The following is a 22461-nucleotide window of genomic DNA, read 5'->3' as shown; positions in this document are numbered from 1 at the left end:
TTTAATTAGTTTGTCTTGTCTGTCTTTTTTATCTTATTTGTTTTACGCTCAAGCCATAAGGCACTTGACCCTAATCGTTTAGAAATTTTATGCCGATGGCGAGCAAAAAACTTATAAGCGATTTGTAGCGAGGGTTGCAACAACTTTATTGAGAAGAACCATGCAAGCAAAGGCATGCGAGCTCGAGCATACGCTGCGGCAAACACTGCTGGGCCTTGAATCAGTTGCCCATCCGCATATTGACCGTACATTGCGGCGAGCGCTTGCTCACACGATACCCCGACCGACACTGAGTCGAACTGAGCTGAGTTGATATCCACGAAAGCTAACAGCCTTGCCTAGTTTACGGCGTATTGTTTGAACTCGGTCACAAACCCTCAACTGAACTAAGGCTAAAAGCTTCTATGGGGATACTTTCCAAACCTTTTCGCGCACTGATCATTGGCAGCTCTGGGTCGATTGGCGCCGCTTTTATGGATCTGTTCGAGCGCAGTCCCGATTGCACCTTGGTTGTGGGGCTAAATCGTCGAACCTCACACCCAATCGATTATTTGCGACCCGAGTCGATTGAGACCTCCGCCCTAGCATTGGCCGGACAGGCTCCCTTTCAACTCATCATCAACACGATTGGTGCTTTGCATGCTGAGCACTTCATGCCAGAAAAAAGACTGGACGATGTCAACGCCGAGCAACTCACGCAAATGATGCAAATCAATGCGATTGGCCCAGCCTTGACGCTTCGCCATTTTTCAAAGTTACTGGATCCGCAACACAGTGTGGTGGTGACGTTATCTGCCAAAGTGGGCAGTATTGAAGACAACCGTCTCGGTGGTTGGTATAGCTATCGAGCCTCAAAAGCAGCGTTGAATATGCTGATTAAGACTGCCGCTATTGAGCTGCGCAGAACAAAACCGCAGGTTGTCTGCATTGCGCTGCATCCCGGCACGGTCAACTCAGATTTATCTAAGCCCTTTCGCGGTGAACAAATTGGTCGACCAGCAAACGAGGCAGTGGCTGACATGTTCAAAGTGATTGAGGGGTTAACACCCACTGATTCGGGCAGTTTTTTCACTTACTCAGGCGAGAAATTGCCTTGGTAGTAAGCGTTTAAGCGACCGATCCATTCGTTTGAGTTGAGCTGACTTTCTGCGCTCGACAACGGTCCGAGCAATACTTGATAGATGCCCAGTTTTTCTCCCACGCCTTACGCCAGGTCATTTCTTTTTGGCAAACGATGCACACTTTGCGCGGCAGAAAACTTTTATTCCCCCTGTACGAAGTCGTCATATCCAGTGCCTATAGCCCATCAAGACGATTGAGCAACACTTGGGCATGATGCTCAATGGCTTGCTGATCATCGTTGCTGATTTTGCTCAAATTAGCAGTCATCAATCGTGTGCGTGGATTTGAATCAAATTGAGCACGATGTTTGATTAAGAAGTTCCAATATAGCGTGGTCACGGGGCAAGCCGTTTCACCAAAGCGAACCTCTGGTTTGTACTTGCAAGATGAGCAATAGTTGCTCATGCGCTTGATGTAGGAACCGCTGGCGATATAGGGCTTGCTTGTAAATCGACCCCCGTTGGCAAACAAGGCCATGCCAGCGGTGTTGGGTAATTCGACCCATTCGATCGCGTCGACGTAGATTGCCAGATACCAAGCACAGACTTCAGTGGGCAACAGCTCGGCCAAAAGCGCAAAGTTACCCGTGACCATGAGCCGTTGAATATGATGGGCATAGCCGTACTTCAACGTCTGCTCGATAGCATCCTTCATGCACGCCATATTTGTTTGACCAGACCAATACCATTGAGGCAAGGCTCTGTCGTGCGCGTAGTAATTGTCCTGTGCCATCTGTGGCATATCCAGGTAATACATCCCTCGCACAAATTCGCGCCATCCCAGAATTTGTCGAACGAAGCCTTCAACCGCCGACAAGTCGAGCGCATGCTGCTTCCACGCTTTGAGCACGGCAGCAACGACTTCGCGGGGATTTAATAGTTTCAAATTTAAAGAACTGGACAGCACCGAGTGCCAGCCAAACGGTGTATCTGCCCACATGGCATCTTGGAAGGTACCAAAGTTTTGCAACCGATATGAAACAAAGTAATCCAAGGCCTTGAGCGCTTGCTCTCTCGTCACAGGCCAATTGAAGTGACCCAGAGAACCTGGATGGTTTTTGTAAGTCTCTGCAACGTATTGAAGTACCTCTTTGGTCATTTCATCTGGTTCAAAAGACAAGGGATCGTCAATCATGCCTGGACCCTTTTTTGGATAAGGCTTTCGATTGTCTTGATCAAAATTCCACTGTCCGCCTTCGGGGTCTCCGTTTCCATCGAGCAAGATGCGGTGTGTCTTGCGCATCAGACGGTAAAAATACTCGAGTCTTAATTCCTTTTTATCAGACGCCCACGTTCGAAAAACTTCATGGGTACAAAAAAAATGTTCGTCTTCCCGCATGTCAATGCTGATGCTGAGCTCTTGGGCCAAGGCAATGAGAGATTCTTTCAATCGCCACTCACCCGGCTCGGTACAGATCAAGTGTTTGACCCCTGTTTCTATCAAATAAGTTTTTAGCGCTTCAGTGATTGAAAGAGAAGACTCCTTCACGTAATGCAGGGGGTAACCATGGGAGACTAACCGTTGCGCAAAATGACGCATGGCTGACAAGAACAAGGCAATTTTTGCTTGATGAGTCCAGACATAGTTCGCTTCAACGGCTGACTCGATCATGAAGACCTCGTCGACTGTTCGATCAAATCCCTTCAGTGCAGCACCTTGAAGATCTAATTGATCGCCCAGAATCAGCACGACTCTCTTTGACGTATTCATGAATTAGACTGACCCTTCGTGTTGCTTTAACCAGCGATTGCGGTAATGACCATCGGCATCATGATCGGCAGTTTGTTTAGCGACATTAAACGCTCTACCTCCTCTGGGATCGGTGCCACGACCAGCGATGTAAAGCCAATTGCCCTGATTACTGTAAACATCGTAATCAATTAACTGTGACTCGAACCAGGCAGCCCCAGCCTGCCAATCACCCTTCATGTCGTATACCCAATAGCTTGCAGCCACTTGCCTTAAACGGTTAGAGAGATAACGGCGGAACGTACGTCACCCTCGGCATTGGCTCGGCAAACCTAAGTTTTTCTTTTTCTATCTTGTGGCGAAACGAGGTAAATATATCGGGCATGACTGCGATATCGAACGGTAAGTCAGAAGGCTCAAGCATGCTTGATTGCCATACCGACTTGACTTCAATGTTCGAGGCTTGAAGAAGGCGCACTTGTTCAACTTCTTCTGGGGCTTCAATTTGTTCGCAGTAGATGGTGCTTGCATTTACCCCTTCGATGAGTAGGGATATAACAGACTGAACATCGCCAGAATACTCAAACAGATCAGAACCAAAGCTATTGAGTTGCCGTTTCAAGTCGTCAAGGGACGATCGCAAAAATGCTTGGCGATGCCTTCCTACCCGCTCAAACCCCCAGCCAGTGGTTGCCGTAGGTGAAGGATCGTGAATATAAATAGGCAAAAGGCAATCAGCCTGCAAACACGCACTAGAAAACGCTGGATTGTCGATCAATCTGAGGTCTCGACGAAACCAGTAAATCAGTACAGTCACGCTACGTCGTCGGAATTGTCAGATGCAAGCGGTGGCGCGCACATTTTTTCACCGTCCCAGAGTTGCCCACACCAGCAGTGGCCCAGTTCATCAATGATACAAGTGCCAGACCCACAGCAACGATCGTCACGGGTTTCCATGTTCAACGTTATCCTAAGGATAGAAAGCGTTAAGGCGAGTATTCAAGGTATTCTAACGTCGATCATCTCAGTGACTAACCATGTTTCAGAATACCCCTACATGTCGAACTCAAATGGTGCTTCTCGTCCAAAAATTGCAGTCATCGGCGCTGGATTGGCTGGGCTAGCGTGTGCTGCCGAGCTTCAAGCACGTGACTTTCTTGTAGATATCTTTGAAAAAAGTCGTGGCTCAGGCGGCAGAATGAGTACTCGTCGCGGTGCTGACTGGGCAGTCGATCATGGGGCACAGTACTTTACAGCGAGAGATCCTCTATTTATCAACGCCCTTTCCTCTTGGCTTGACCAGAAACAAGTGGCCCTATGGGCACCTGAACTAAAAGTTTTTGAAAATGGCCAATGGCAAACTATTCAATCGAACGATAAGCGCTATGTCGCGACACCCGGGATGAGTTCTCTTGGCAAATATTTAGCCCAACCCTTGTCAGTTCAGCACGAGCAGACTATCAAGCAAATTGAACGGGTGGGTAGCACTTGGGTGCTCCACACCAACGAAGCCGGCCAAATTAGTCGCACTTATGAGGGGTTGGTACTCGCCATCCCCTCGCCGCAAGCACTGGCCTTAGTCAACGGGCTTGATACTGAGGCAAGTCAACTCGCAGCAGCCACTCAGATGAACGCTTGCTGGACATTGATGATTAAGTTCGCGACTCAACCTGCCCTCGAGTTGGATGCTGGATTTGTCAATCACGACATCATCAGTTGGCTTTGTCGAAATGCCTCGAAGCCTGAGCGAAGCGACCGCGATTATTGGGTGGTGCATGCCAATCCAATCTGGAGTCAAACTTTTATCGAATTATCCAAAGAAGAGGCAACCGCTCAAATAGTCGAGCGTCTCACTCGGCTTGGATTTCATTGTCAAGGTGCAGAGATCACAACACACCGTTGGCGCTATGCGAGCGGCTTTCTGGAGACGCAGCCCGAATGCTATCTCTCTGCCGAAACACACTTGGGTTTGTGCGGCGATTGGTTACATGGTGGTCGAGTCGAGGGGGCATGGCTGAGTGGATACAAACTCGCCCACCGCATGGCGGTTTCGTATTAACGCGTGCAACTCAGTTTTATTTCGGTTTGTACTGACCCGAACAATAAGCGCGAGTCACCTCTTTGCTTCTCAAGCTAGCATGTTTGGTTGCACGACCAGTCACGCGTTTTCGCCATCGTTCAAACGAACTTCGCTTTAATGATTGGCGCATCAGCGTTTTTACTTGAGGTTCAGACAAGCCAAACGCTTGTTGGATTGCCTCAAAAGGCGTGCGGTCCTCCCAGGCCATCTCGATGACACGAGACAATTCATGAATGGCTAGAGGCCGAGGAGCATTGAGCATCATTTTTTGCGAAAAACTGCCTATATTTTCTTTAATGACTTCAGAATTTTTTCGGGCGTAAAAGGCTGATCAAACACGGCCGCGTCAAAAAGTGACAAGGCATCATTAATGGCATTCATCACCGCACCAGGTGCACCTGCAGTGCCCGCTTCGCCTGCGCCTTTTGCGCCCAGTTTAGAAGACTGTGTTGGGGTTTCAATATGAGCTACCTCAATATCTGGCATCTCATTTGCCATGGGCACCAGATAATCGGCCATATTACCGTTTCGAAGCAAGCCACTGTCATCATACAGGCACTCTTCAAATAACGCGCCACCGATGCCTTGAACAATTGCCCCACGCACCTGCTCAGTCACCAGCATCGGGTTCAGCACGCGGCCGCAATCTTCAACGGCCCAGTGTTTCAACAATTTCACAAATCCCGTCTCTGTATCAACCTCGACATAAGACGCCTGCACGCCATTGGTAAAAATGAAGGGATATTGTGTTTGGGTGTAGTGGCGCGTCACCATCAGATCAGTGGAAAAACCGGCAGGCAACGTATCCGTTCGGAAGTAACCAATCCGACCAATTTCACTGAACGGCAGCAAATGCTCACCTGTCGCTTTATCAAGAACAAAACTTTGCTTGACCGTTAATTCAGTTGGGTCACGATTCAAGATAACCCCTGCGAGTTTCAGAATATTAGCTTGCAATGCCTGCGAAGCAAGCAATACCGCCTCGCCGCCCACCCCGGCACCACGAGAGGCCCAAGTGCCACCGCCATAAGGTGTGACATCCGTATCACCCGTGATGATCCTGACCTGTTTGATTGGCACACCAACCCCGTCGGCCGCGATCTGCGCATAAATCGCCTCAGTGCCTTGCCCTTGTTCACCCACACCGACCATCACAGACACGACGCCACTGGGGTCAAGTCTGGCCGTCGCGCCGTCTTGAGAAGCGATTCGTGCGCCGCCGACACCATAAAAGGCAGGACTGGGATTGGTTAATTCAATGAGGGCCGCAAAGCCGATACCACGATAGATCCCTTGCTCACGAAGCGCTGCTTGTTCTTTGAGCAACGCAGGATAATCCATCATTTTCTCAATCGTACGCAAACATTGCTCATGCGACAGCACCTCCAACTTGATACCAGAGGCACCTGTGCAAGGGTAAGCATCATCCGGAATCACGTTTTGCTTCCGAAACGCCAGCGGATTCATCCCCAATTTGCGAGCAGCCAAATCAACCAACCCCTCGGTCACAGCGCACGCGACCGGATGGCCAACACCGCGATACTGACAAGTAGGCGTCTTATTTTGAAAAACCACGTCCAGTTTTGCACGGTAATGCTGATGCTTATAGGGACCACCCACCAGATTAACGACCTGATTGCCTTCAATCGCACTCGTTCTGGGAAACATCGAATAAGGGCCAATACCCGTTAAATCTTCAATTTCAAAGGCAAGGATATCGCCGTTCTTATTCGCCGCCAACCGACCTTTGACACGATGTTCACGCGCATGGATATCGCTGGTGAACGACTCAAGACGGTCTGCCACAAACTTAACTGGCCTTTTTAGCAAAATGGATAAGGCAACGGTTGCAAAGTCATCAGGATATGCATGCACTTTGATGCCAAACGAGCCACCGACATCTTTGCAAATCACTCGCACGTCTGATTCTGATAAATCGAACTGACGACAATACAGATCTTGCATCATGTGCGGAGCTTGCTGCGAGTGGTATACCGTCAGGCGACGTTCACCCGCGTTGTAGTCAGCAACCTGACACCGTGGTTCGAGTGTGACACCGGTATGGCGACCAAAGCCAAAAGTCGCTTCAACAATCACATCAGCCTGAGCAAACTGTTCATCAACTTGGCCCACGTCAAGGCTACGTGTAAAGCATAAGTTATCGCCAAGCGCTGGGTGGATCAATGGCGTCGCTGCATCGAGCGCAGACTCCATGGACACCACCGCGGGCAATTCTTCCCACTCAACCTCAAGTTGCTGCAAAGCATCTTCGGCTTGCGCTCTGGTTTGTGCGACAACAGCCACCACCGGCTCACCTTGCCAGCAAGCTCTATCAACGGCTAACGCATGTTGCGGCGCGGACTTCATTCCGACCAAGTGCCCTAGTGTGGCTACCCAAGGCTTGCAGAGCGTTGCCATCTGTTGGCCATCGACGACGGCAAGTACCCCTGGCATTTTTCTAACGACATCGGCGTGAATCTTGCCAATCTTCATATGTGCAACGGGCGATCGCCAATAAACGACATGCGCCATGCGGGGAAGTTGAATGTCATCAACGTAGGTGCCTTCACCTTCGAGTAATCGGCGCATTCCATGTCGAGGTTCACTCGCCCCGATGTAGCGTTGGTCAGTCGTCACCGGATCCAACAGCAAGCCCCCCAGCTCATGAGGTTTATTCATTGCGCGACTCCTGTTCTCGACACGAGTACGTCCATCACGGCATCAACAATGGCATGATAGCCAGTACAACGGCAATAGTTACCTGATAGCCACTCACGTACCTGCTCACGGTTTGCGTCGGGTAGCTTTTCGATCAACTCACCCGCTGCCAACAACATGCCCGATGAGCAAAATCCGCACTGCATGGCGTTATGGCGCACAAAGGCGTCTTGCAATTCACGTAAAACCCCCGTCTGCGTGGCCCCTTCAATCGTTTCAACCACACAACCATCTGCCTGAACCGCAAGGTACAAACACCCGCGAACAATCTTGTTATCGACTTTGACCGTACAAGCGCCACAGGCACCTTGCTCGCATCCTAAATGCGGGCCTTTAAGCGATAGGTCTTCACGAAGGAAATCAACCAAGTGTCGACGTGGTTCGACTTCAGCCGTCAACACGTTGCCGTTAACGGTCATGGTGACTTGTTTCTTAATCGTCATGCGGTCTCCAATATCTTCATCGGCGTCAAACAGCCGCTCAACCCATCATTTGTTTCAAAGCGCGCTCAAGTAACACCCCTGCAAGATGGGTTTTGCTCTCTGCACTGTTTGTGATGTCGCCAATCGTCTCAAGGTTATCGCGAGCCGCTTGTGCAGCCGCATTGATGACCGATACCGTCAGCGGTTGTCCATTGATGATATCTTGGGCGGCCTCACACAACACGGGTGTCGAGGCAAGCGAGAAAAAGGCAAAACTGGATTGATCCAGAGTGTTGCCTTGCCTATCAGCGACGGCAGCTAATCCTGCGATAGCATAATCGCCGTGACGACGCGCCAACTCTTGAAAGCAAAATACATGATTCGGTGATGCGACGGGGATTTCAGTGGCGACTAAAATTTCCCCATCGTCTAGCGCCGTCGTATAGAGATCAATAAAAAAATCTCTGGCTGCCACTCGACGCTCACCACGTTTGCTCGCGAGAATCATGGTTGCATCCAGCGCCATACTGCATGCAGGCCATTCAGCGGCCGGATCCCCGTAAACCAGTGAACCGCCCCATGTCCCCAAATTACGAATAGCGCGGTGGGCGATATGAGGTGCGGCAGCTCTTAATAAAGGGGCATGCTGGGCGATAAGATCAGATTCTTCAATTTCAGTATGCGTCACGAGTGCGCCGATGCGAAGCATGTCGCCATCAAGTGAGATACCTTTGAGTTCAGTCACTGCGCTAATGTCGATCAACATCGCTGGTTCGGATAAGCGCATATTCAGCGTGGCCAGCAACGTTTGACCACCTGCGATGAGTTGGGCATCATCACCGCCTTCGGCCAGCGCGGTGAGGGCTTGTGCGAGGGATTTGGGTTTGACATAGTCGAAGGCTGCGGCTTTCATGGTTCGTCCCTTAAGCAACTTGCTCGTCTGGTCTGTCGCCCTGTGCTGATGCCTCACCACTCAGCGTGTTAGACAGTCGTTGAAAAAAGTCGTCCGCAATTTTTTTGGCCGACGCACTAATCAATCGACCGCCAATTTGACCCAACTTACCGCCTATCGAAGCCTCGGTGCTGTAGCTGACCAAGGTGCCCTGCTCGGCTGCCTTTAACTCGACCCGCGAACGTCCTTTGGCAAACCCAGCTGCCCCACCTGAGCCTTCGAAGGCCATTGCGCAGGAAACGTCTGGTATCACGTCGGATAACAATAGCTTGCCCGCAAACCGCGCCCTGACTGGTCCAATTTTAAACATCACTTTAGCGTGGATTTCCTCTGGCGAGATCCGACTGATTTCCTCACAACCCGGAATGGCTTTTGCAAGGACGTCGATATCGTTCAGCGCCTTCCAGACGTCGGGCACTGATGCGGATATCAATTGTTCGCCGTTGAGTTCCATAATGCTCCTTGGGGTTTATCCGAATAGTCGGTTATCGATCAAATGTTCAACAATGCGTCATTATTTACCTTTTGGTCAATAAGTCCAAATACGGACAAACCCTGATAAGCGATGATCGGAACAAAAAACTCACTGACGAAAAGCCACATGCCGACGACCGCACAGGTTGTGGATGTGCCCGTCGTGAATTTGCGCAAACGAATGACCACTGAAGATCGTCGCCGCCAAATTCTTGAAGGTGCCATCAAATTTTTCGCGCGACACGGGCTGGATGGCCAACTAAGACAGTTGACCAAAGAACTTGGCATCACCCATGCCCTGCTCTATCACTACTTCCCAACAAAAGACGCACTGATCAAACAAGTTTACGAAGACGTATTCGAATCTCGGTGGAAACCTGAGTGGCAGGATCTGCTCGACGATAAACAACGATCGCCCAAAGAAAAGCTTATTGCATTTTACGCTGACTATTCTGCAAGCTTTTTAACTCATGATTTTGTGCGCATCCTGATTTTTTCAGGGCTCAGTGATCGTCGTATTAGCGACCGTTTTTTGGGGATGCTGCGCGAACACCTTATCCCTAAACTGGTTCGTGAGACACGTAAACACTGTCAGCGCCAGACGCGGGCAAAACCGAGCAATCGTGAATTAGAACTCCTGATGGGTCTGCATGGTGGTATTTTCTATATTGCGATGCGACGCTGGGTGTATGGTCAATCTATTTATGAACTTACGAGCCCTCAGACAGAATTAGAGATTATTACTGACCGAGTGGTGTCGTATCTTCTTTCCGCTGAAACTTTGTTTAAAAAGGATTGAGCCCAACCATGTCAACGCTAAGCCTGAATCACTTCTCTATTCGCAGCGTTGAGCTGCAAAAGACTGCCGATTTCTACACCAAAGTACTGGGCTTAACAGAAGGCCCCAGACCGAATTTCCCGTTTCCAGGCCTCTGGCTATATAACGGTGATCACGGCAGCTATGCCAATGCCGTTCTGCATATCATCGGCATCGACAAAAATGACCCAGAAGGTCTTAAGCGGTATCTTGGCGATCGCGATTTAAGCAGTCTGCAAGGGACTGGTTGCGTTGATCACATTGCTTTTTTTGCGACTGACCTAAAAGCCAAGATAAAAACCTTGCAACAGTTAAACGTGCAATATCGCGAGCGAACCGTCCCTAACCTGAATTTGCATCAAATATTTCTCGATGACCCAACAGGTGTGGTGATTGAACTGAACTACCCGGCCCAAGAAAAGCAAACACTCGATGCTGAAGCGATCTAAGTAAAGCAATGGCTAAAATTCTTGTCGTCGGTGGATCGCTCGGTGGTCTGTTCGCAGCCAATATGTTGCATCGGCAGGGGCACGAGATCACGGTGCTTGAAAAATCCATGAATCCCATGGATGGACGAGGCGCTGGCATCGTGACTCATCCATCACTTTTTGAAGCGCTGGGTTTGGCAGGCGTCAAGGTTGACGACACCATTGGCGTCCCAGTGGCCAAACGCGTAGTCTTAGGGCTGGATGGCACCGTCATCAGTGAGGCTCAGCATCCGCAAATTCTGACCTCCTGGAGCAGACTTTACCAATTATTAAAAAATTGCCTACCTAACGAACGCTACTTACAAGGCAAGGTCGCTCAGCAAATTTTTCAGGATGACCATCAAGCACACGTCGTCTGTGAAGATGGCAGTAGATACTCGGCTGACTTACTCCTAGCATCTGACGGCTTAAGGTCGGTGGTAAGACACGCTGTGCTGCCTTCAATTCAACCAGAATACGCAGGTTACGTAGCCTGGCGCGGGGTCTGTGACGAGGCCGCGCTATCAACTCACACGCTCGATACCTTATTTGACCATTTCGGTTTTTGTTTGCCCGACGCAGAGCAAATGCTCGGGTACCCAGTCGCCGGTCCGAATAACGACACGCGCATCGGCAAGCGTTGGTACAACTTCGTGTGGTATCGACCCGTGTCAGCCCAAACATTAGTCGATTATTTGACGGACGAGGCAGGCGTTCATTATGCCCACGGCATCCCACCCGCTAAGATTAAGCCAAGTTTGATTAACCTCATGCGGGCAGCCTCCAAGCAAGTACTTGCCCCGCAATATGCAGAAATTATTCAGCAAACTGCGCACCCTTTCGTGCAGGCCATCTACGATGTCAAATCCCCCGAAATCGCGTTTGGACGAATCGCGCTGATGGGCGATGCGGGCTTTGTCGCTAGACCGCATGTTGGTATGGGGGTAACGAAGGCGGGTGATGATGCCATGAGCCTCACCAAGCATATTCAAGGCTATGGAGCCAACCCCGAGGCCTTACAGGCGTACAGAAGCGATCGACTGCTCAAAGGCCAAGAAATCGTCGCCCGCGCACAATATTTAGGTCGTTATATGCAGTCTCAAGTTACAAAAGGTAAGGATGACAGCGAGGCGATGACTCGGAACGCTGACACTGTCATGCAAGAAACAGCCATTGATTTAAACAACTTAGCAATCACCCCTTGACTTCGTTCACAGTCTAAAAAGGAAGAGACAACCATGAAAACAATCACCACAAATCAGACCAGAAGACAACTCATCATTGGTGGCGCCGCCGCCTTAAGCACCCCGTTCGGGCTTAACACGGCTCGTGCTCAATCAGACACCATCAAGATCGGTTTCCCAACCCCATTGACTGGGGCATTTTCTGCCGAGGCTCAAGATCAGGTGAAAGCTGCCGAATTAGCGATCAAACAATTCAACGATGCGGGGGGCTTTAATGGACGTCGTGCCGAATTGCTGGTACGTGACGATAAGCTGAACCCAGGTGAGGCAGCAACCCGAACGCTTGAGTTAATCGAAAAAGACAAAGTTAACTTCGTTGTTGGCTCGCTCTCAGCCGCAACCCAGCTGTCGATCAACGCAGTTTGCAAAGAACGCAAAGTCTTGTTCAATTCAATTAGCCAATCTGATGCGATTAATGAAGCAAAAGACTGGAGCATCTATACCTTTCACGAAGCACTCAATCCAACCATGACGGCAGGCGCAGTTGCCCGTTATGCAATCCCTTTGTTTGGCAAGAAAATCGCCTTTCTGACAGCAGACTATGCTTACGGCCATGAAATGGTTCGCGCCTTTGAACGCGCTGGTAAACCTTTGGGTGCGACAACTGTTGCAGACATTCGTCATCCACTGGGTGCTTCAGATTACTCTGCGTTCTTGCCACGCATCAAATCGCTCAACCCGGATATTCTCGTCCTTGCTAATTTCGGGCGAGACCTGGCCAATTCAGCCATGCAATGTACCGATTTTGGCTTAAAGTCCAGCATGAAAATCGTAGCGCCCGTGTTGCTTTACACGTCACGGGTGTCGGCTGGTCCTGAGGCCTTCGAGGGGATTGCTGGCGGGACGTCTTATTACTGGGGGCTGGAAGACCGTATCCCTAGCGCAAAAATGTTCAATGATGCGTATCGCAAAGCTTACAGCGGAGCAGTCCCATCGGATTATGGCGCACTGGGTTACGCTGGTGTGAAGAGTGTGCTGGCGGCTGTGCTTGCTGCTAAGTCTGTGGATACAGAGAAAGTGATCACTGCTTTGCAAGCCCTTAAATACGACTGGTACAAAGGCCCAGAATCTTATCGTGCCTGCGATCATCAAGCTGAGCAGTCTGTCATCATCGTAGAGTCAAAGTCCAAAGATATGAAAGACAAAAATGACGTGTTCAAGATTCTTTCTATCGAAGAGGCTGCTGAGAAAAACATGCGTACTTGCGAAGAACTCGGCTTTAAGTGATCCCCGATCCCTTCGATCTTGAACCTTGGGTGAGTTAATGGCTGGACTATCTTTTGATCTAGTGGCGATGCAACTCCTGACAGGGGTTGCATTAGGCAGCGTTTATGCGCTGTTGGCTCTGGGCCTGTGCTTAATTTTCGGCATGCTCAACGTCGTCAATTTTGCCCACGGCGCTTTCTTCATGGTGGGTGCTTTTATTGGCGTTTACTTCTTGGGTCTCACGGGTAATTTCTGGTTAAGTCTCGTCTTGACTGCGATCTTCACTGGTGGATTAGGATTATTGACCGAGCGTTTTCTGGTGCGACGACTATACGGCCGAGGCATTGACTACCCTTTACTTCTCACGTTTGGATTATCGTACGTCTTAATCGAGCTGATCAGAATTTTCTTCGGCATCGAAGGCTTACCCTCTGTCACACCCCAAGGTTTGAAGGGATCGATCAACGTAGGGATTGGCTTCTTTCCGAAATACCGTCTCTTTTTGATTGCAGCGACAGCCCTCATTCTTTTCGGCATTTGGTTTCTAATCCAGAAAACTCGCTATGGCTTGATTATTAAGGCCGGTGCGGTCGATCAAGAGATCGTTAAAGTGCTGGGGATCGACATCTCTAAAGTGTGGCTCATGATTTTTGGATTAGGGTGCGCAATCGCTGGCTTATCGGGGATTCTCGCTTCGCCGACTCGATCGGTAAACCCAGAAATGGGCATTCCCATTCTTGCAGAATCCTTTGTGGTCACCGTTGTTGGTGGGATGGGATCACCTGTGGGTGCGGTTGTGGCTGGTCTTCTCGTCGGCATCGTCTACAGCATGACTTCTTTGTTCTATCCTGATTTAGCCGAGTTATCGATTTTTATCTTAATGGCTCTCGTGCTACTGATTCGCCCACAAGGCTTATTTGGTAGAGCTGAGCGCTCGACCTAGAGACCCATCAATCATGCACTTGTTTCTCTTGCAAATCAGTCGCCATCGGGTTCTTGCCTGTTGCCTTTTTTTGATCGTGTTTCCGTTTCTCATGCCCTACGAGACCTTAGCCATCAACATTCTGATCTTTGGATTGTTTGCGATGGGATTCAATCTTTTATTCGGCTACACAGGCTTGCTCTCTTTTGGTCACGCATCTTTTTTAGGCATCGGGTCGTACCTAACAGGCATTAGCATCGTGAGTTTTACCCTGCCCTGGGCGACTGCCATGCTGATTGGGGTCATCGGCGCGGCATTGGGGGGGTTGATCATGGGCTTTCTTGCGATTCGCACCCGGGGAATATATTTCTCAATGGTGACACTCGCTCTTGGGCAGATCATCTATTACATTTTCTATAAGGCCGAGCGCTTCACGGGAGGTGAAAATGGCTTGCGTGGTGTCAAAGTAGATCAGTTCAAGATTTTTGGCGTTACCGTTGATTTTTTAAATCCGTTAGTCAAATACTACGTCATCCTGTTTTTTGTGATGATGGCAATTTGGCTGATTTCGAGAATCCTGAATTCACCTCTGGGTGCAGTCATGCGTGCCATCAGAGAGAATGAAAAACGCGTTCGCGCTTGTGGATTCGATGTCGATCGAACAAAATTGCTGGTCTTCGTTTTGTCAGCCACCATTTGTGGATTAGCGGGCTCTTTACGAGCATTGCACCTATCCATCGTACCGATCGATTCATTGCACTATTTGCAATCGGGACAAGCCGTGATGATGAGCATTCTGGGTGGCATGGGCACCTTCTTTGGGCCTTTTGTCGGTGCCATTGCCATGTTCTACCTTGAAGATGTCGTCACCACTTTCACCAAACATTGGATGGCGATCATTGGCGTCATCTTTATGTGCTTTGTCCTGTTCTTCCCTCAGGGGATTTGGGGCACCATCCTCGGCAAATTGAAGTTTGAGCGGGATGCAAACTAATCATGCAAACTAGTGCAACGACTCCTATCCTCGAAGCGAAGCAGGTCAGTAAAACCTTTGGTCGCTTTAAAGCATTGCAAGACGTGTCAACACGATTCATGCCTGGCACCTTGACGGCTATTATTGGGCCAAACGGAGCGGGTAAAAGTACGTTTTTTAATGTGCTAAGCGGTGCTTTTGCACCCACCAGCGGCCAAGTACTATTTAACGGTCAAGACATCACGGGGTTGCCTCAGCACGAGTTTGCTCGTCTTGGTATCTCGAAAAGTTTTCAAATTACCAATATTTTCAAACAATTATCCGTGCACGAAAACGTTCGGGTGGCCGCTCAAATGCATACGGCTCGTTATAACTTTTTGAGATCCGCACAAACCTATCCCAAGCCAATCGAAATCGCCGACCAAGTGCTACACAGGGTTAACCTCTCGCACCTGAGTCATCAAACCAGTGGTGATTTGGCGCATGGGCAACAACGCGCGTTAGAGCTTGCGATGGCACTGGCTTGTGATCCCAAGCTGCTCTTACTCGATGAGCCCACCGCGGGGATGTCGCCAGAAGAAACGGTGGTCATGATGAATTTAATTCGTGACTTAGCCAGCGAACGCACGGTCATCTTGGTCGAGCACAAAATGAAATTGATCATGGGTTTATGCAATCGAATTATCGTGTTGCATCATGGCGAATTTTTAGCTGAAGGTAGCCCTGAAGATATTCAAAGCAATGCTGAAGTCAGACGTGTCTATTTGGGTGATAACTGATCATGTTAAGTGTTAAAGATCTCAATGCTTGGTATGACCGCAGCCACATCCTTCAAGGGATTTCGCTTGAGGTTCAGGCAGGTGAAATTGTCACTCTCATGGGACGCAACGGTGCGGGAAAAACGACCACCCTAAGAACGCTCATGGGCCTGGTCCCCAAAAAACAAGGCGAAGCGTCGATTGATGGAAAGCCGTTTCTCGGTCTGGCTGCGCATGAAAGGTATCACTTGGGTTTGGCTTATGTGCCAGAGGATAGACGGATCGTCGCAGGGCTAACGGTCAAAGAAAATCTTCAACTCGGTGTCATCGCAAAAAAAAACACGGGCGACATGGATGTATTGGTTGACGAAATTGCAGAGATATTTCCACGCCTGAAAGAACGTTTGCATCAAGAGGCGACATCAATGTCGGGCGGTGAACAACAAATGCTTGCCATTGCGAGAGCCATGATCGGAAAGCCCAAAGTCATCCTGCTGGATGAGCCCTCAGAAGGCATCATGCCTGTGCTTGTTGATGAGATGTTCAACCTGTTCTCTGATCTCAAACAAAAAGGCCTGACAATTTTGCTGGTTGAGCAAAGCGTCAAGCACGCCTTAAGCATCTCTGACCGTGCTTATATCTTGGATCAAGGCGAGATAGTGTTTCATGACACGGCAAAAAACCTGCTCGCGAACGATGAGATTCAACAAAAGTATTGCGCAGTCTAATGCCATGCGCGTAGGATGTTTACACACGGCGTACAGCAATATCGCCATTTTCGACGCGGCGGCGCTTGAGCTTGAGACGGTGGCGGTTCACCTCAGACACACCGTCAGGTCTGACCTACTTGAAGCCGCTGAGAAAGCTGGGTACCTCACTGCCGACATTGAAACTCAAACGAAAGCTGCTTTGCTTGATCTTTGCCAAGACAACGATGTCGTCATTCTGACATGCTCGACGTTAGGCCCATCAGTCGATGACCTGTCAACGCTCACAACCACGCCTGTCATTAGGGTTGATGAGGCGCTGGCACAAAAAGCAGTCGGGCTGGGCGGGCGAGTCGTGGCGCTTTGCGCAGTCGAAACGACGATTGAACCGACGTCTGAGCTATTTTTGAAAGCATCAAGAGACACGACATCGACAGTAAAAATTCAATGGGTACCTCATGCTTGGGCGCTGTTCAAAGCCGGTAATACCCGTGCGTATCTTGAAATGATTGCTCAGGCGGCCAACGACGCCTATCGCGAAGGCGCCGAGGTGGTGGCTCTCGCTCAGGCCTCAATGGCTCAAGCCGCGAAATTGGTCACAGATCACCAACCACCACTGACAAGCCCGATTTGTGGGCTTCAAGCAGCTATCTTGGCCGTTAAGTAAAGCACTCAGCGTGCTTGGCGTTTCAGTTTTTTATCAAGCAGCGGGAACACGTTTCTGGCGTTAGCTTCGTAGATTTTATGTTTGTCTTGCGCAGACAGCGCGGATGAGTTTTCGATATAGCGCTTTGTATCGTCAAAGTAAAAACCTGTCTCGGGATCGATACCCCTTACTGCACCAATCATTTCAGAGGCAAACAAAATATTGTCGACAGGGATGACTTTGGTGAGTAGATCAATGCCTGGTTGGTGATAGACGCAAGTATCAAAATAGATATTATTGAGCAAGTGTTCGCTCAACAACGGCTTATTAAGTTCTTGAGCCAAACCACGAAATCGACCCCAGTGATATGGTACCGCACCACCGCCGTGGGGAATCAAAAATTTCAGCGTTGGAAAGTCTTTAAAAAGATCTGATGTTAAACACTGCATAAACGCCGTGGTGTCCGCATTTAAGTAATGAGCGCCTGTTGTATGAAAGCAGTCATTGCAACTCGTACTGACGTGAATCATGGCTGGGATTTGGTGTTCAACCATCTTTTCATACAGCGGGTACCAATGTCGATCAGACAAGGGTGGCTCTCGCCAATGCCCGCCCGAGGGGTCTGGGTTTAAATTGATCCCCACAAAACCATAATCGTGAACACATTTTTCTAACTCAGGAATGCATGTCATTAGACCCACGCCTGGCGATTGTGGCAGCATAGCAGCACCCACAAAATGATCCGGAAACAGCTGAGAGACTCGATAACAGAGCTCGTTACAAATGGCTGCCCATGTCGCGGAAGTATTAAAGTTACCAATGTGATGCGCCATAAAGCTGGCGCGAGGAGAAAAAATGGTGAGATCACTCCCCCGCTTTTGCATCAGCGCCAACTGATTATTTTCGATCGAGTCGCGTAATTCATCATCGCTGATCTTAAGCGCTGACACCTTGGGCCCCAGCTCCGGTGTCGATAAGTTGGCGATTTGTTTGCTGCGCCAATCATCCAAAGCGCGAGGCGCTGTGGTGTAGTGCCCATGGCAATCGATAATCATTAAAAGCGTCTCCCGGATCAGTCAGGTTGAATATTGGCATCGCGCACCAATTTTTCATATCGCTGATGTTCAGCTTTGATCAGGTCGGCAAATTGCTGTCTTGTGCCTGAGGTAACCTCACCCCCAACCGACGTGAGACGCTCTTGTATGACCTGTGTCGCGAGAGATTTTTCGACCTCATCATGCAGTCGATCAAGCACTACAGTGGGTGTCTTTGCGGGTGCGACCAAACCATACCAAACAGACGCTTCGAAGCCTGCAAATCCATTCTCTGCAATCGTTGGGACATCAGGATAAAGCGGCGTGCGTTGCGAACTCATGATGGCAAGGATGTGCAAATTGCCACTTTTGACTTGCGGTGTCACCTCAAGCAAGTTCATGGCAACCAGATCAATCTGTCCACCGATCAAGTCGGTGATGGCGGGTGATCCCCCTTTATAGGGAATATGCTTGAATGAAACCCCAGAGGCCTGTTCAAACAGCTTCATCGCCATATGAGGGGTCGCTCCGTTACCGGGTGATCCGTAAGTGATTTGATCGGGATTTATCTTTGCCGCCTCAATGAGCGCTTTGATGCTTTTGTACTTACTATCTGGCCGTGTCGCAATGACAACAGGCACTCGCCCAACTAAAGCGATGGCCGCTAGCTCGGTTTCAGCTTGATAGGGTTGCGGTTTGTACAAGGCCATATTGGCAGCTAAAGCATTGGCTGCGAGCATCAACGTGTAGCCATCAGGCGGGCTATCGATGGTTTGCTTGGTTGCAATGTTCGTCCCAGCGCCCGGCCTATTTTCAACAATGACCGGTTGTCCCAAGTCGATCGACATGCTCTGACCAATAGATCTCGCTACCAGATCGACGGCACCACCCGGTGAGTAACCGACATAAACTTTGATAGGTTTTGATGGATACGTCTGGGCAAACACCAGAGAGCTCAGCAAGACACTTACCCCGAATACTACCCATTTTTGTAAATTTTTCACGTGGATTCCTTAAGCGCTTATCTGGCGTGATCTGCGCTGTTTCGACATCCATAGCCCGAGATCGCTAAGACTGGGATGATCATCGGGCCTTCTGCCCAAAGCCCTTTCGCAAACTCAACCCGATTTCTCCACAAAGTATCTTCGGTATAAACCAGTGAAACCCTTTCTGGATCTCTGGCGTTCCACGCATCTTCCGGCATACGAAGTTTCTGAGTGGCAGTTTCTCTGGTGAGCGGCGCAAGTGCTGTCTTAGTATCCATTGATTTCCCTTGATGAATTCAGCTCTCGGTTCTAGCCTAAAATAGATTTGCCGCAGGGGCAAGTTGGTTTTAAGGACAACATAAATGAAATTAGAAAAACGTACGATTTTGATCACTGGCGGTAGTAGCGGCATCGGTTTAGCGCTGGCACTTCGTCTGTTGGCTCGCGGTAATACCGTGATCGTGACAGGTCGACAGCAGGCTAAGTTGGATGCCTTGAAAATGAGTCACCCCACGCTGAACATCATACAAGGAGACGTAGGGCATCCAGCCGACGTCGCTTCGCTATGCGAACGAGTTATTGCCGCGTTTCCGGCATTGGATACGCTCATCAACAACGCGGGCATCATGAAAAATGTGGATATGAATCTGCCGGCGCAAAGTGAAATGGCCTGTGAAGAGCTGGATATTAATCTGAGCGGCCCCATCCGCATGGTGCATCATTTGCTTGCTCACTTGAAACAACAACCGTCTGCACTGATTGTGAATGTGACCTCGGGTCTGGCGTTTATTCCCATGTTCTCGGCCCCCGTCTACTGTGCGACCAAGGCTGGATTGCACTCTTTTAGTATTTCTTTGCGTGCACAACTTGAGGGCAGCTCAGTCAAAGTGGTCGAGCTTGCCCCTCCCGCCGTCGACACGCCATTGTTTCATGGCGTGATGGGTGCAGAAGCGAGCAAACAACAGGCGATGCCCGTCGATAAACTCGTCGAGCAAGCCCTGCGAGGCATCGAGAGTGACCGTGATGAAATTCGGCCTGGCCTGGCCAATGTGCTGTACGCAATGAGCCGCTTGGCACCGCGCTTCATGTTTGGTCAGCTGACCAAGATGACTCGCAAAGCGATCGGTCAATGAGCCTGCCATGAGCACAAAGATGTCGTTAAACGTTTTAGGGCAGCCGTTAGTCGCCTGCTCTTTTGATCCCTTAACGGGATTTTTTCGCGATGGTTGTTGCAAAACAGATGACAGTGATCATGGTCGACATCTCGTTTGCGCCATCGTCACTGCCGAATTCTTGCAATTCAGCCAACAACGGGGCAATGACCTTGTCACCCCAAGGCCCGAATATCGATTTTCTGGCTTGGTGCCTGGTGATCAGTGGTGCCTCTGTATAGACCGTTGGGCCGAGGCGTTGGCGGCAGGCTGTGCACCAAAAATCAAGCTTGAAAGCACACACATCAACGCGTTAGGGACGATCTCTCTCGAAGTGCTGCAGCAACATGCGCTTCAACACTTCAACATTAACAAGACTGTCAAGTAAAGACGAATAACATCGCTGAAAGTGGCGTAAATACCGTTGATTCGATAGTGCAACCGCAGGCGTCAGAGCTCAGGGCTAACTTAAACGAAAAATGAGGATACCAGTATGCGCAAGCTTTATCTGTTGTTGTTTCTGCTGCCCGCCGTGTCATTGGCCCAATCGCCAACAGTTGGCGGCATTGCCGCCGCGCCTGACGATTGGTTGTTAGGGCAAGGCCAAAAATGGCATTATCGTACGGCTCCTGCTCAAGAGCCTGTTGCGCTGTCTGTGCGTGCGCCAAATAGTGGTGAGTCTGCGATTATTGAACGGGCAAAAGAAATCATCAAAAAATCGTCAGCAAAATCGCTCATGTTGATGAACGGTCATGAAATCGTCTGGGTTGGCTACCGAGAGCCAGCCAATGCAAACTCATTCTTTTTGAGCTTTAGCGTTGGCAAGACGGTCACATCGATGGCCATCGGTCAGGCGATTTGTGCGGGTAGGCTGTCGTTACAAGATAAAGCAGAGAAATGGGTGCCTGAACTAACTGGCACTGATCTGGGCGGGGCAACGGTCGCGCAATTACTCACAATGAGCGGCGGTACTTCTGCGATCAATAAAGACAGCTCAATCATGTCGAGTGATCAGCAGCGCGATATGCTGGCGGGCAAAATTAGTTTCGTCGATATTTTAAAGACGCCCGGGGTCAACCAGGCGAGTCAATCTGTGTTCAGTGGCAAGTCAAAACCAGGAGAAGTGTTTGACTATCACAGCACAGATCCTTTGCTTTTGGGCGTTATTCTCAATAGAGCGACCCGAACAACTTATGCAAACTGGACTGATGAGATGGTGTTCAAGCCCGCTGGGCTTAAGTACCCTGCCATTATCGGACAAGACCACTTTGGGTACGGGCAAGCGGATGGCAATATTCGCATGAAACTTGAGGACTGGGGTCGTTTTACGCTTTGGCTTAAAACCGCAGAAACCGGGACGGGTTGTTTTTCCGACTATGTCAGGCAAGCTGCCAAAACTCAAATCAAAAACTCACTTAAGCGCGAGGGTAAAGCCTTTGATGGGTATGGATATCTCATCTGGACAGAAAATGACCAACAAAAAGACAGTTATTGGGCGGTAGGATATGGTGGTCAAAGGCTGGCCTGGAACCACAAAAACAGGCGGATGCTGGTCGCCTTCTCTAACGTAGAAGACTATATGGCAGATCTCTATGCACTCTATCGAGATTGGGCGGCACTGCCCGATTGAGTTAATGGAGGCGGGCATTTATCACGACTTCCCAAGTCCTCTGTGCCGTTACATCCAATGCTATACAAATGCTTGCGAGCGCAAAATCAATTGCATCTTTTTCGATATCTTCTATTGCTCTATCGAGCCGATCAGCAATTGTTAGCATTGCCAATGAGCTACTTTAGTTAAAGCTCGCCTGAGCGCTTTTCGTCATTCAGGATACATTTTCTAAGCCAACATTCCAATCAAATTAAATCAGAAAAGTTATCTTTTGCAGAGCAAACCAAAAATTGCGGAGCACATAAAAACGGCCCACATCGCTGTGAGCCGCTTCAATACTGGTGCCCCCCCCGTGAGTCGAACACGGCACCAACGGATTATGAGTCCGCTGCTCTAACCAAGCATGAGCTAGAGGGGCATTCGATGGGCTTCAGTAATCGTGATTACTGTTGACCTTCGAGAAAGCTCTTCAGTTTATCAG

26 protein-coding genes, 1 tRNA gene and 1 pseudogene are annotated in these 22461 nt (G+C 49.6%); 14 read left to right on the top strand and 14 right to left on the bottom strand.

The window, feature by feature from the left end:
- Window positions 1–5 precede the first annotated feature (5 nt).
- Complete coding sequence (locus AC1W8Y_RS02730) at window positions 6–320, bottom strand: DCC1-like thiol-disulfide oxidoreductase family protein (protein WP_482012934.1); 315 nt, start codon at window positions 318–320, stop codon at window positions 6–8.
- An 84-nt stretch (window positions 321–404) separates the two neighbouring features.
- Here AC1W8Y_RS02730 and AC1W8Y_RS02725 point away from each other — a divergent pair, with 84 nt between their 5' ends.
- A complete protein-coding gene (locus AC1W8Y_RS02725) occupies window positions 405–1100 on the top strand; it encodes an SDR family NAD(P)-dependent oxidoreductase (protein ID WP_482012933.1) in 696 nt (231 codons plus the stop codon).
- Between the two features lie 7 nt (window positions 1101–1107).
- On the opposite strand, the gene AC1W8Y_RS02720 is transcribed toward AC1W8Y_RS02725, so the two are convergent.
- From AC1W8Y_RS02720 to AC1W8Y_RS02705, 4 genes are read right to left on the bottom strand one after another with little or no spacing between them, the layout of a single operon-like run.
- A complete protein-coding gene (locus AC1W8Y_RS02720; protein WP_482012932.1) occupies window positions 1108–1287 on the bottom strand; it encodes a DUF2256 domain-containing protein in 180 nt (59 codons plus the stop codon).
- Window positions 1288–1296: 9 nt separating this feature from the next.
- Window positions 1297–2832, bottom strand: coding sequence for a cryptochrome/photolyase family protein (locus tag AC1W8Y_RS02715; RefSeq protein WP_482012931.1), 1536 nt, complete (start codon window positions 2830–2832; stop codon window positions 1297–1299).
- A 3-nt stretch (window positions 2833–2835) separates the two neighbouring features.
- Window positions 2836–3051 (bottom strand): FAD-binding domain-containing protein, encoded by a 216-nt coding sequence (locus AC1W8Y_RS02710; protein ID WP_482012930.1) that lies wholly within the window; start codon window positions 3049–3051, stop codon window positions 2836–2838.
- 40 nt (window positions 3052–3091) lie between these two features.
- Window positions 3092–3628 (bottom strand): deoxyribodipyrimidine photo-lyase, encoded by a 537-nt coding sequence (locus AC1W8Y_RS02705; RefSeq protein ID WP_482012929.1) that lies wholly within the window; start codon window positions 3626–3628, stop codon window positions 3092–3094.
- Between the two features lie 138 nt (window positions 3629–3766).
- Between AC1W8Y_RS02705 and AC1W8Y_RS02700 the strand changes: the two genes are divergently transcribed.
- Entirely contained in the window at window positions 3767–4870 is a 1104-nt protein-coding gene (locus AC1W8Y_RS02700) for an NAD(P)/FAD-dependent oxidoreductase (protein WP_482012928.1), read from the top strand.
- A 16-nt stretch (window positions 4871–4886) separates the two neighbouring features.
- Here the strand turns inward: AC1W8Y_RS02700 and AC1W8Y_RS02695 are convergent, their stop codons facing one another.
- The 5 genes from AC1W8Y_RS02695 to AC1W8Y_RS02675 are packed head-to-tail and all read right to left on the bottom strand — an operon-like array spanning window position 4887 to window position 9437.
- Window positions 4887–5156 (bottom strand): TIGR03643 family protein, encoded by a 270-nt coding sequence (locus AC1W8Y_RS02695; protein ID WP_482012927.1) that lies wholly within the window; start codon window positions 5154–5156, stop codon window positions 4887–4889.
- Between the two features lie 17 nt (window positions 5157–5173).
- A complete protein-coding gene (locus tag AC1W8Y_RS02690) occupies window positions 5174–7570 on the bottom strand; it encodes a xanthine dehydrogenase family protein molybdopterin-binding subunit (protein ID WP_482012926.1) in 2397 nt (798 codons plus the stop codon).
- On the bottom strand, window positions 7567–8052 hold the full coding sequence (locus tag AC1W8Y_RS02685) for a (2Fe-2S)-binding protein (RefSeq protein ID WP_482012925.1): 486 nt from the start codon (window positions 8050–8052) through the stop codon (window positions 7567–7569). Before AC1W8Y_RS02685 ends, AC1W8Y_RS02690 begins: the two co-directional genes overlap by 4 nt.
- A 37-nt stretch (window positions 8053–8089) precedes the next feature.
- On the bottom strand, window positions 8090–8944 hold the full coding sequence (locus tag AC1W8Y_RS02680) for an FAD binding domain-containing protein (RefSeq protein WP_482012924.1): 855 nt from the start codon (window positions 8942–8944) through the stop codon (window positions 8090–8092).
- Between the two features lie 10 nt (window positions 8945–8954).
- A complete protein-coding gene (locus tag AC1W8Y_RS02675) occupies window positions 8955–9437 on the bottom strand; it encodes an SRPBCC family protein (protein WP_482012923.1) in 483 nt (160 codons plus the stop codon).
- A gap of 147 nt (window positions 9438–9584) precedes the next feature.
- Here AC1W8Y_RS02675 and AC1W8Y_RS02670 point away from each other — a divergent pair, with 147 nt between their 5' ends.
- From AC1W8Y_RS02670 to AC1W8Y_RS02630, 9 genes are read left to right on the top strand one after another with little or no spacing between them, the layout of a single operon-like run.
- Window positions 9585–10256: a TetR/AcrR family transcriptional regulator gene (locus AC1W8Y_RS02670; protein ID WP_482012922.1), complete on the top strand. Its 672-nt coding sequence runs from the start codon at window positions 9585–9587 to the stop codon at window positions 10254–10256.
- 8 nt (window positions 10257–10264) lie between these two features.
- Entirely contained in the window at window positions 10265–10723 is a 459-nt protein-coding gene (locus tag AC1W8Y_RS02665; RefSeq protein ID WP_482012921.1) for a VOC family protein, read from the top strand.
- A gap of 8 nt (window positions 10724–10731) precedes the next feature.
- Window positions 10732–11946 (top strand): FAD binding domain-containing protein, encoded by a 1215-nt coding sequence (locus tag AC1W8Y_RS02660; RefSeq protein ID WP_482012920.1) that lies wholly within the window; start codon window positions 10732–10734, stop codon window positions 11944–11946.
- Between the two features lie 33 nt (window positions 11947–11979).
- Window positions 11980–13212, top strand: a complete 1233-nt coding sequence (locus AC1W8Y_RS02655) for an ABC transporter substrate-binding protein (RefSeq protein WP_482012919.1) — start codon at window positions 11980–11982, stop codon at window positions 13210–13212.
- A 37-nt stretch (window positions 13213–13249) separates the two neighbouring features.
- Window positions 13250–14134, top strand: coding sequence for a branched-chain amino acid ABC transporter permease (locus AC1W8Y_RS02650; protein WP_482012918.1), 885 nt, complete (start codon window positions 13250–13252; stop codon window positions 14132–14134).
- Between the two features lie 13 nt (window positions 14135–14147).
- Window positions 14148–15107, top strand: a complete 960-nt coding sequence (locus AC1W8Y_RS02645; protein ID WP_482012917.1) for a branched-chain amino acid ABC transporter permease — start codon at window positions 14148–14150, stop codon at window positions 15105–15107.
- A 2-nt stretch (window positions 15108–15109) separates the two neighbouring features.
- The gene (locus tag AC1W8Y_RS02640; protein ID WP_482012916.1) at window positions 15110–15865 is read left to right on the top strand and encodes an ABC transporter ATP-binding protein; all 756 of its coding nucleotides are present in this window, start codon (window positions 15110–15112) and stop codon (window positions 15863–15865) included.
- 2 nt (window positions 15866–15867) lie between these two features.
- Window positions 15868–16572: an ABC transporter ATP-binding protein gene (locus tag AC1W8Y_RS02635; RefSeq protein ID WP_482012915.1), complete on the top strand. Its 705-nt coding sequence runs from the start codon at window positions 15868–15870 to the stop codon at window positions 16570–16572.
- Window positions 16541–17218 (top strand): aspartate/glutamate racemase family protein, encoded by a 678-nt coding sequence (locus AC1W8Y_RS02630; RefSeq protein ID WP_482012914.1) that lies wholly within the window; start codon window positions 16541–16543, stop codon window positions 17216–17218. Before AC1W8Y_RS02635 ends, AC1W8Y_RS02630 begins: the two co-directional genes overlap by 32 nt.
- A gap of 5 nt (window positions 17219–17223) precedes the next feature.
- Here the strand turns inward: AC1W8Y_RS02630 and AC1W8Y_RS02625 are convergent, their stop codons facing one another.
- The 3 genes and pseudogenes from AC1W8Y_RS02625 to AC1W8Y_RS02615 all read right to left on the bottom strand — a co-directional run bounded on the left by AC1W8Y_RS02625 (window position 17224) and on the right by AC1W8Y_RS02615 (window position 19495).
- Entirely contained in the window at window positions 17224–18252 is a 1029-nt protein-coding gene (locus AC1W8Y_RS02625; protein WP_482012913.1) for an amidohydrolase family protein, read from the bottom strand.
- A gap of 17 nt (window positions 18253–18269) precedes the next feature.
- Window positions 18270–19235: a Bug family tripartite tricarboxylate transporter substrate binding protein gene (locus AC1W8Y_RS02620; RefSeq protein ID WP_482012912.1), complete on the bottom strand. Its 966-nt coding sequence runs from the start codon at window positions 19233–19235 to the stop codon at window positions 18270–18272.
- Window positions 19236–19244: 9 nt separating this feature from the next.
- Window positions 19245–19495, bottom strand: a pseudogene (locus tag AC1W8Y_RS02615) (DUF1348 family protein).
- Window positions 19496–19579: 84 nt separating this feature from the next.
- Here AC1W8Y_RS02615 and AC1W8Y_RS02610 point away from each other — a divergent pair.
- The 3 genes from AC1W8Y_RS02610 to AC1W8Y_RS02600 all read left to right on the top strand — a co-directional run bounded on the left by AC1W8Y_RS02610 (window position 19580) and on the right by AC1W8Y_RS02600 (window position 21998).
- Window positions 19580–20350 (top strand): SDR family oxidoreductase, encoded by a 771-nt coding sequence (locus AC1W8Y_RS02610; RefSeq protein ID WP_482012911.1) that lies wholly within the window; start codon window positions 19580–19582, stop codon window positions 20348–20350.
- A gap of 7 nt (window positions 20351–20357) precedes the next feature.
- Window positions 20358–20756: a DUF2237 family protein gene (locus AC1W8Y_RS02605; RefSeq protein ID WP_482012910.1), complete on the top strand. Its 399-nt coding sequence runs from the start codon at window positions 20358–20360 to the stop codon at window positions 20754–20756.
- Window positions 20757–20861: 105 nt separating this feature from the next.
- Complete coding sequence (locus AC1W8Y_RS02600) at window positions 20862–21998, top strand: serine hydrolase domain-containing protein (RefSeq protein ID WP_482012909.1); 1137 nt, start codon at window positions 20862–20864, stop codon at window positions 21996–21998.
- A 321-nt stretch (window positions 21999–22319) separates the two neighbouring features.
- Here the strand turns inward: AC1W8Y_RS02600 and AC1W8Y_RS02595 are convergent.
- A tRNA-Ile gene (locus tag AC1W8Y_RS02595) sits at window positions 22320–22398 on the bottom strand.
- Window positions 22399–22461 lie beyond the last annotated feature (63 nt).

Source organism: Jezberella sp., assembly GCF_964834465.1.
The sequence above is the reverse complement of the archived record's forward strand: the minus strand, read 5'-3'. Positions and strand labels throughout refer to the sequence as shown.

Excerpts from the sequence above, each read along its gene's own strand:
- AC1W8Y_RS02650 (WP_482012918.1), top strand. The coding sequence starts at position 13,250 with ATGGCTGGACTATCTTTTGATCTAGTGGCGATGCAACTCCTGACAGGG.
- AC1W8Y_RS02685 (WP_482012925.1), bottom strand. The coding sequence starts at position 8,052 with ATGACGATTAAGAAACAAGTCACCATGACCGTTAACGGCAACGTGTTG.
- AC1W8Y_RS02660 (WP_482012920.1), top strand. The coding sequence starts at position 10,732 with ATGGCTAAAATTCTTGTCGTCGGTGGATCGCTCGGTGGTCTGTTCGCA.
- AC1W8Y_RS02665 (WP_482012921.1), top strand. The coding sequence starts at position 10,265 with ATGTCAACGCTAAGCCTGAATCACTTCTCTATTCGCAGCGTTGAGCTG.
- AC1W8Y_RS02605 (WP_482012910.1), top strand. The coding sequence starts at position 20,358 with ATGAGCACAAAGATGTCGTTAAACGTTTTAGGGCAGCCGTTAGTCGCC.
- AC1W8Y_RS02630 (WP_482012914.1), top strand. The coding sequence starts at position 16,541 with ATGAGATTCAACAAAAGTATTGCGCAGTCTAATGCCATGCGCGTAGGA.
- AC1W8Y_RS02700 (WP_482012928.1), top strand. The coding sequence starts at position 3,767 with ATGTTCAACGTTATCCTAAGGATAGAAAGCGTTAAGGCGAGTATTCAA.
- AC1W8Y_RS02635 (WP_482012915.1), top strand. The coding sequence starts at position 15,868 with ATGTTAAGTGTTAAAGATCTCAATGCTTGGTATGACCGCAGCCACATC.
- AC1W8Y_RS02655 (WP_482012919.1), top strand. The coding sequence starts at position 11,980 with ATGAAAACAATCACCACAAATCAGACCAGAAGACAACTCATCATTGGT.
- AC1W8Y_RS02610 (WP_482012911.1), top strand. The coding sequence starts at position 19,580 with ATGAAATTAGAAAAACGTACGATTTTGATCACTGGCGGTAGTAGCGGC.
- AC1W8Y_RS02625 (WP_482012913.1), bottom strand. The coding sequence starts at position 18,252 with ATGATTATCGATTGCCATGGGCACTACACCACAGCGCCTCGCGCTTTG.
- AC1W8Y_RS02640 (WP_482012916.1), top strand. The coding sequence starts at position 15,110 with ATGCAAACTAGTGCAACGACTCCTATCCTCGAAGCGAAGCAGGTCAGT.
- AC1W8Y_RS02715 (WP_482012931.1), bottom strand. The coding sequence starts at position 2,832 with ATGAATACGTCAAAGAGAGTCGTGCTGATTCTGGGCGATCAATTAGAT.
- AC1W8Y_RS02710 (WP_482012930.1), bottom strand. The coding sequence starts at position 3,051 with ATGAAGGGTGATTGGCAGGCTGGGGCTGCCTGGTTCGAGTCACAGTTA.
- AC1W8Y_RS02680 (WP_482012924.1), bottom strand. The coding sequence starts at position 8,944 with ATGAAAGCCGCAGCCTTCGACTATGTCAAACCCAAATCCCTCGCACAA.
- AC1W8Y_RS02720 (WP_482012932.1), bottom strand. The coding sequence starts at position 1,287 with ATGACGACTTCGTACAGGGGGAATAAAAGTTTTCTGCCGCGCAAAGTG.
- AC1W8Y_RS02690 (WP_482012926.1), bottom strand. The coding sequence starts at position 7,570 with ATGAATAAACCTCATGAGCTGGGGGGCTTGCTGTTGGATCCGGTGACG.
- AC1W8Y_RS02645 (WP_482012917.1), top strand. The coding sequence starts at position 14,148 with ATGCACTTGTTTCTCTTGCAAATCAGTCGCCATCGGGTTCTTGCCTGT.
- AC1W8Y_RS02600 (WP_482012909.1), top strand. The coding sequence starts at position 20,862 with ATGCGCAAGCTTTATCTGTTGTTGTTTCTGCTGCCCGCCGTGTCATTG.
- AC1W8Y_RS02725 (WP_482012933.1), top strand. The coding sequence starts at position 405 with ATGGGGATACTTTCCAAACCTTTTCGCGCACTGATCATTGGCAGCTCT.
- AC1W8Y_RS02670 (WP_482012922.1), top strand. The coding sequence starts at position 9,585 with ATGCCGACGACCGCACAGGTTGTGGATGTGCCCGTCGTGAATTTGCGC.
- AC1W8Y_RS02695 (WP_482012927.1), bottom strand. The coding sequence starts at position 5,156 with ATGATGCTCAATGCTCCTCGGCCTCTAGCCATTCATGAATTGTCTCGT.
- AC1W8Y_RS02675 (WP_482012923.1), bottom strand. The coding sequence starts at position 9,437 with ATGGAACTCAACGGCGAACAATTGATATCCGCATCAGTGCCCGACGTC.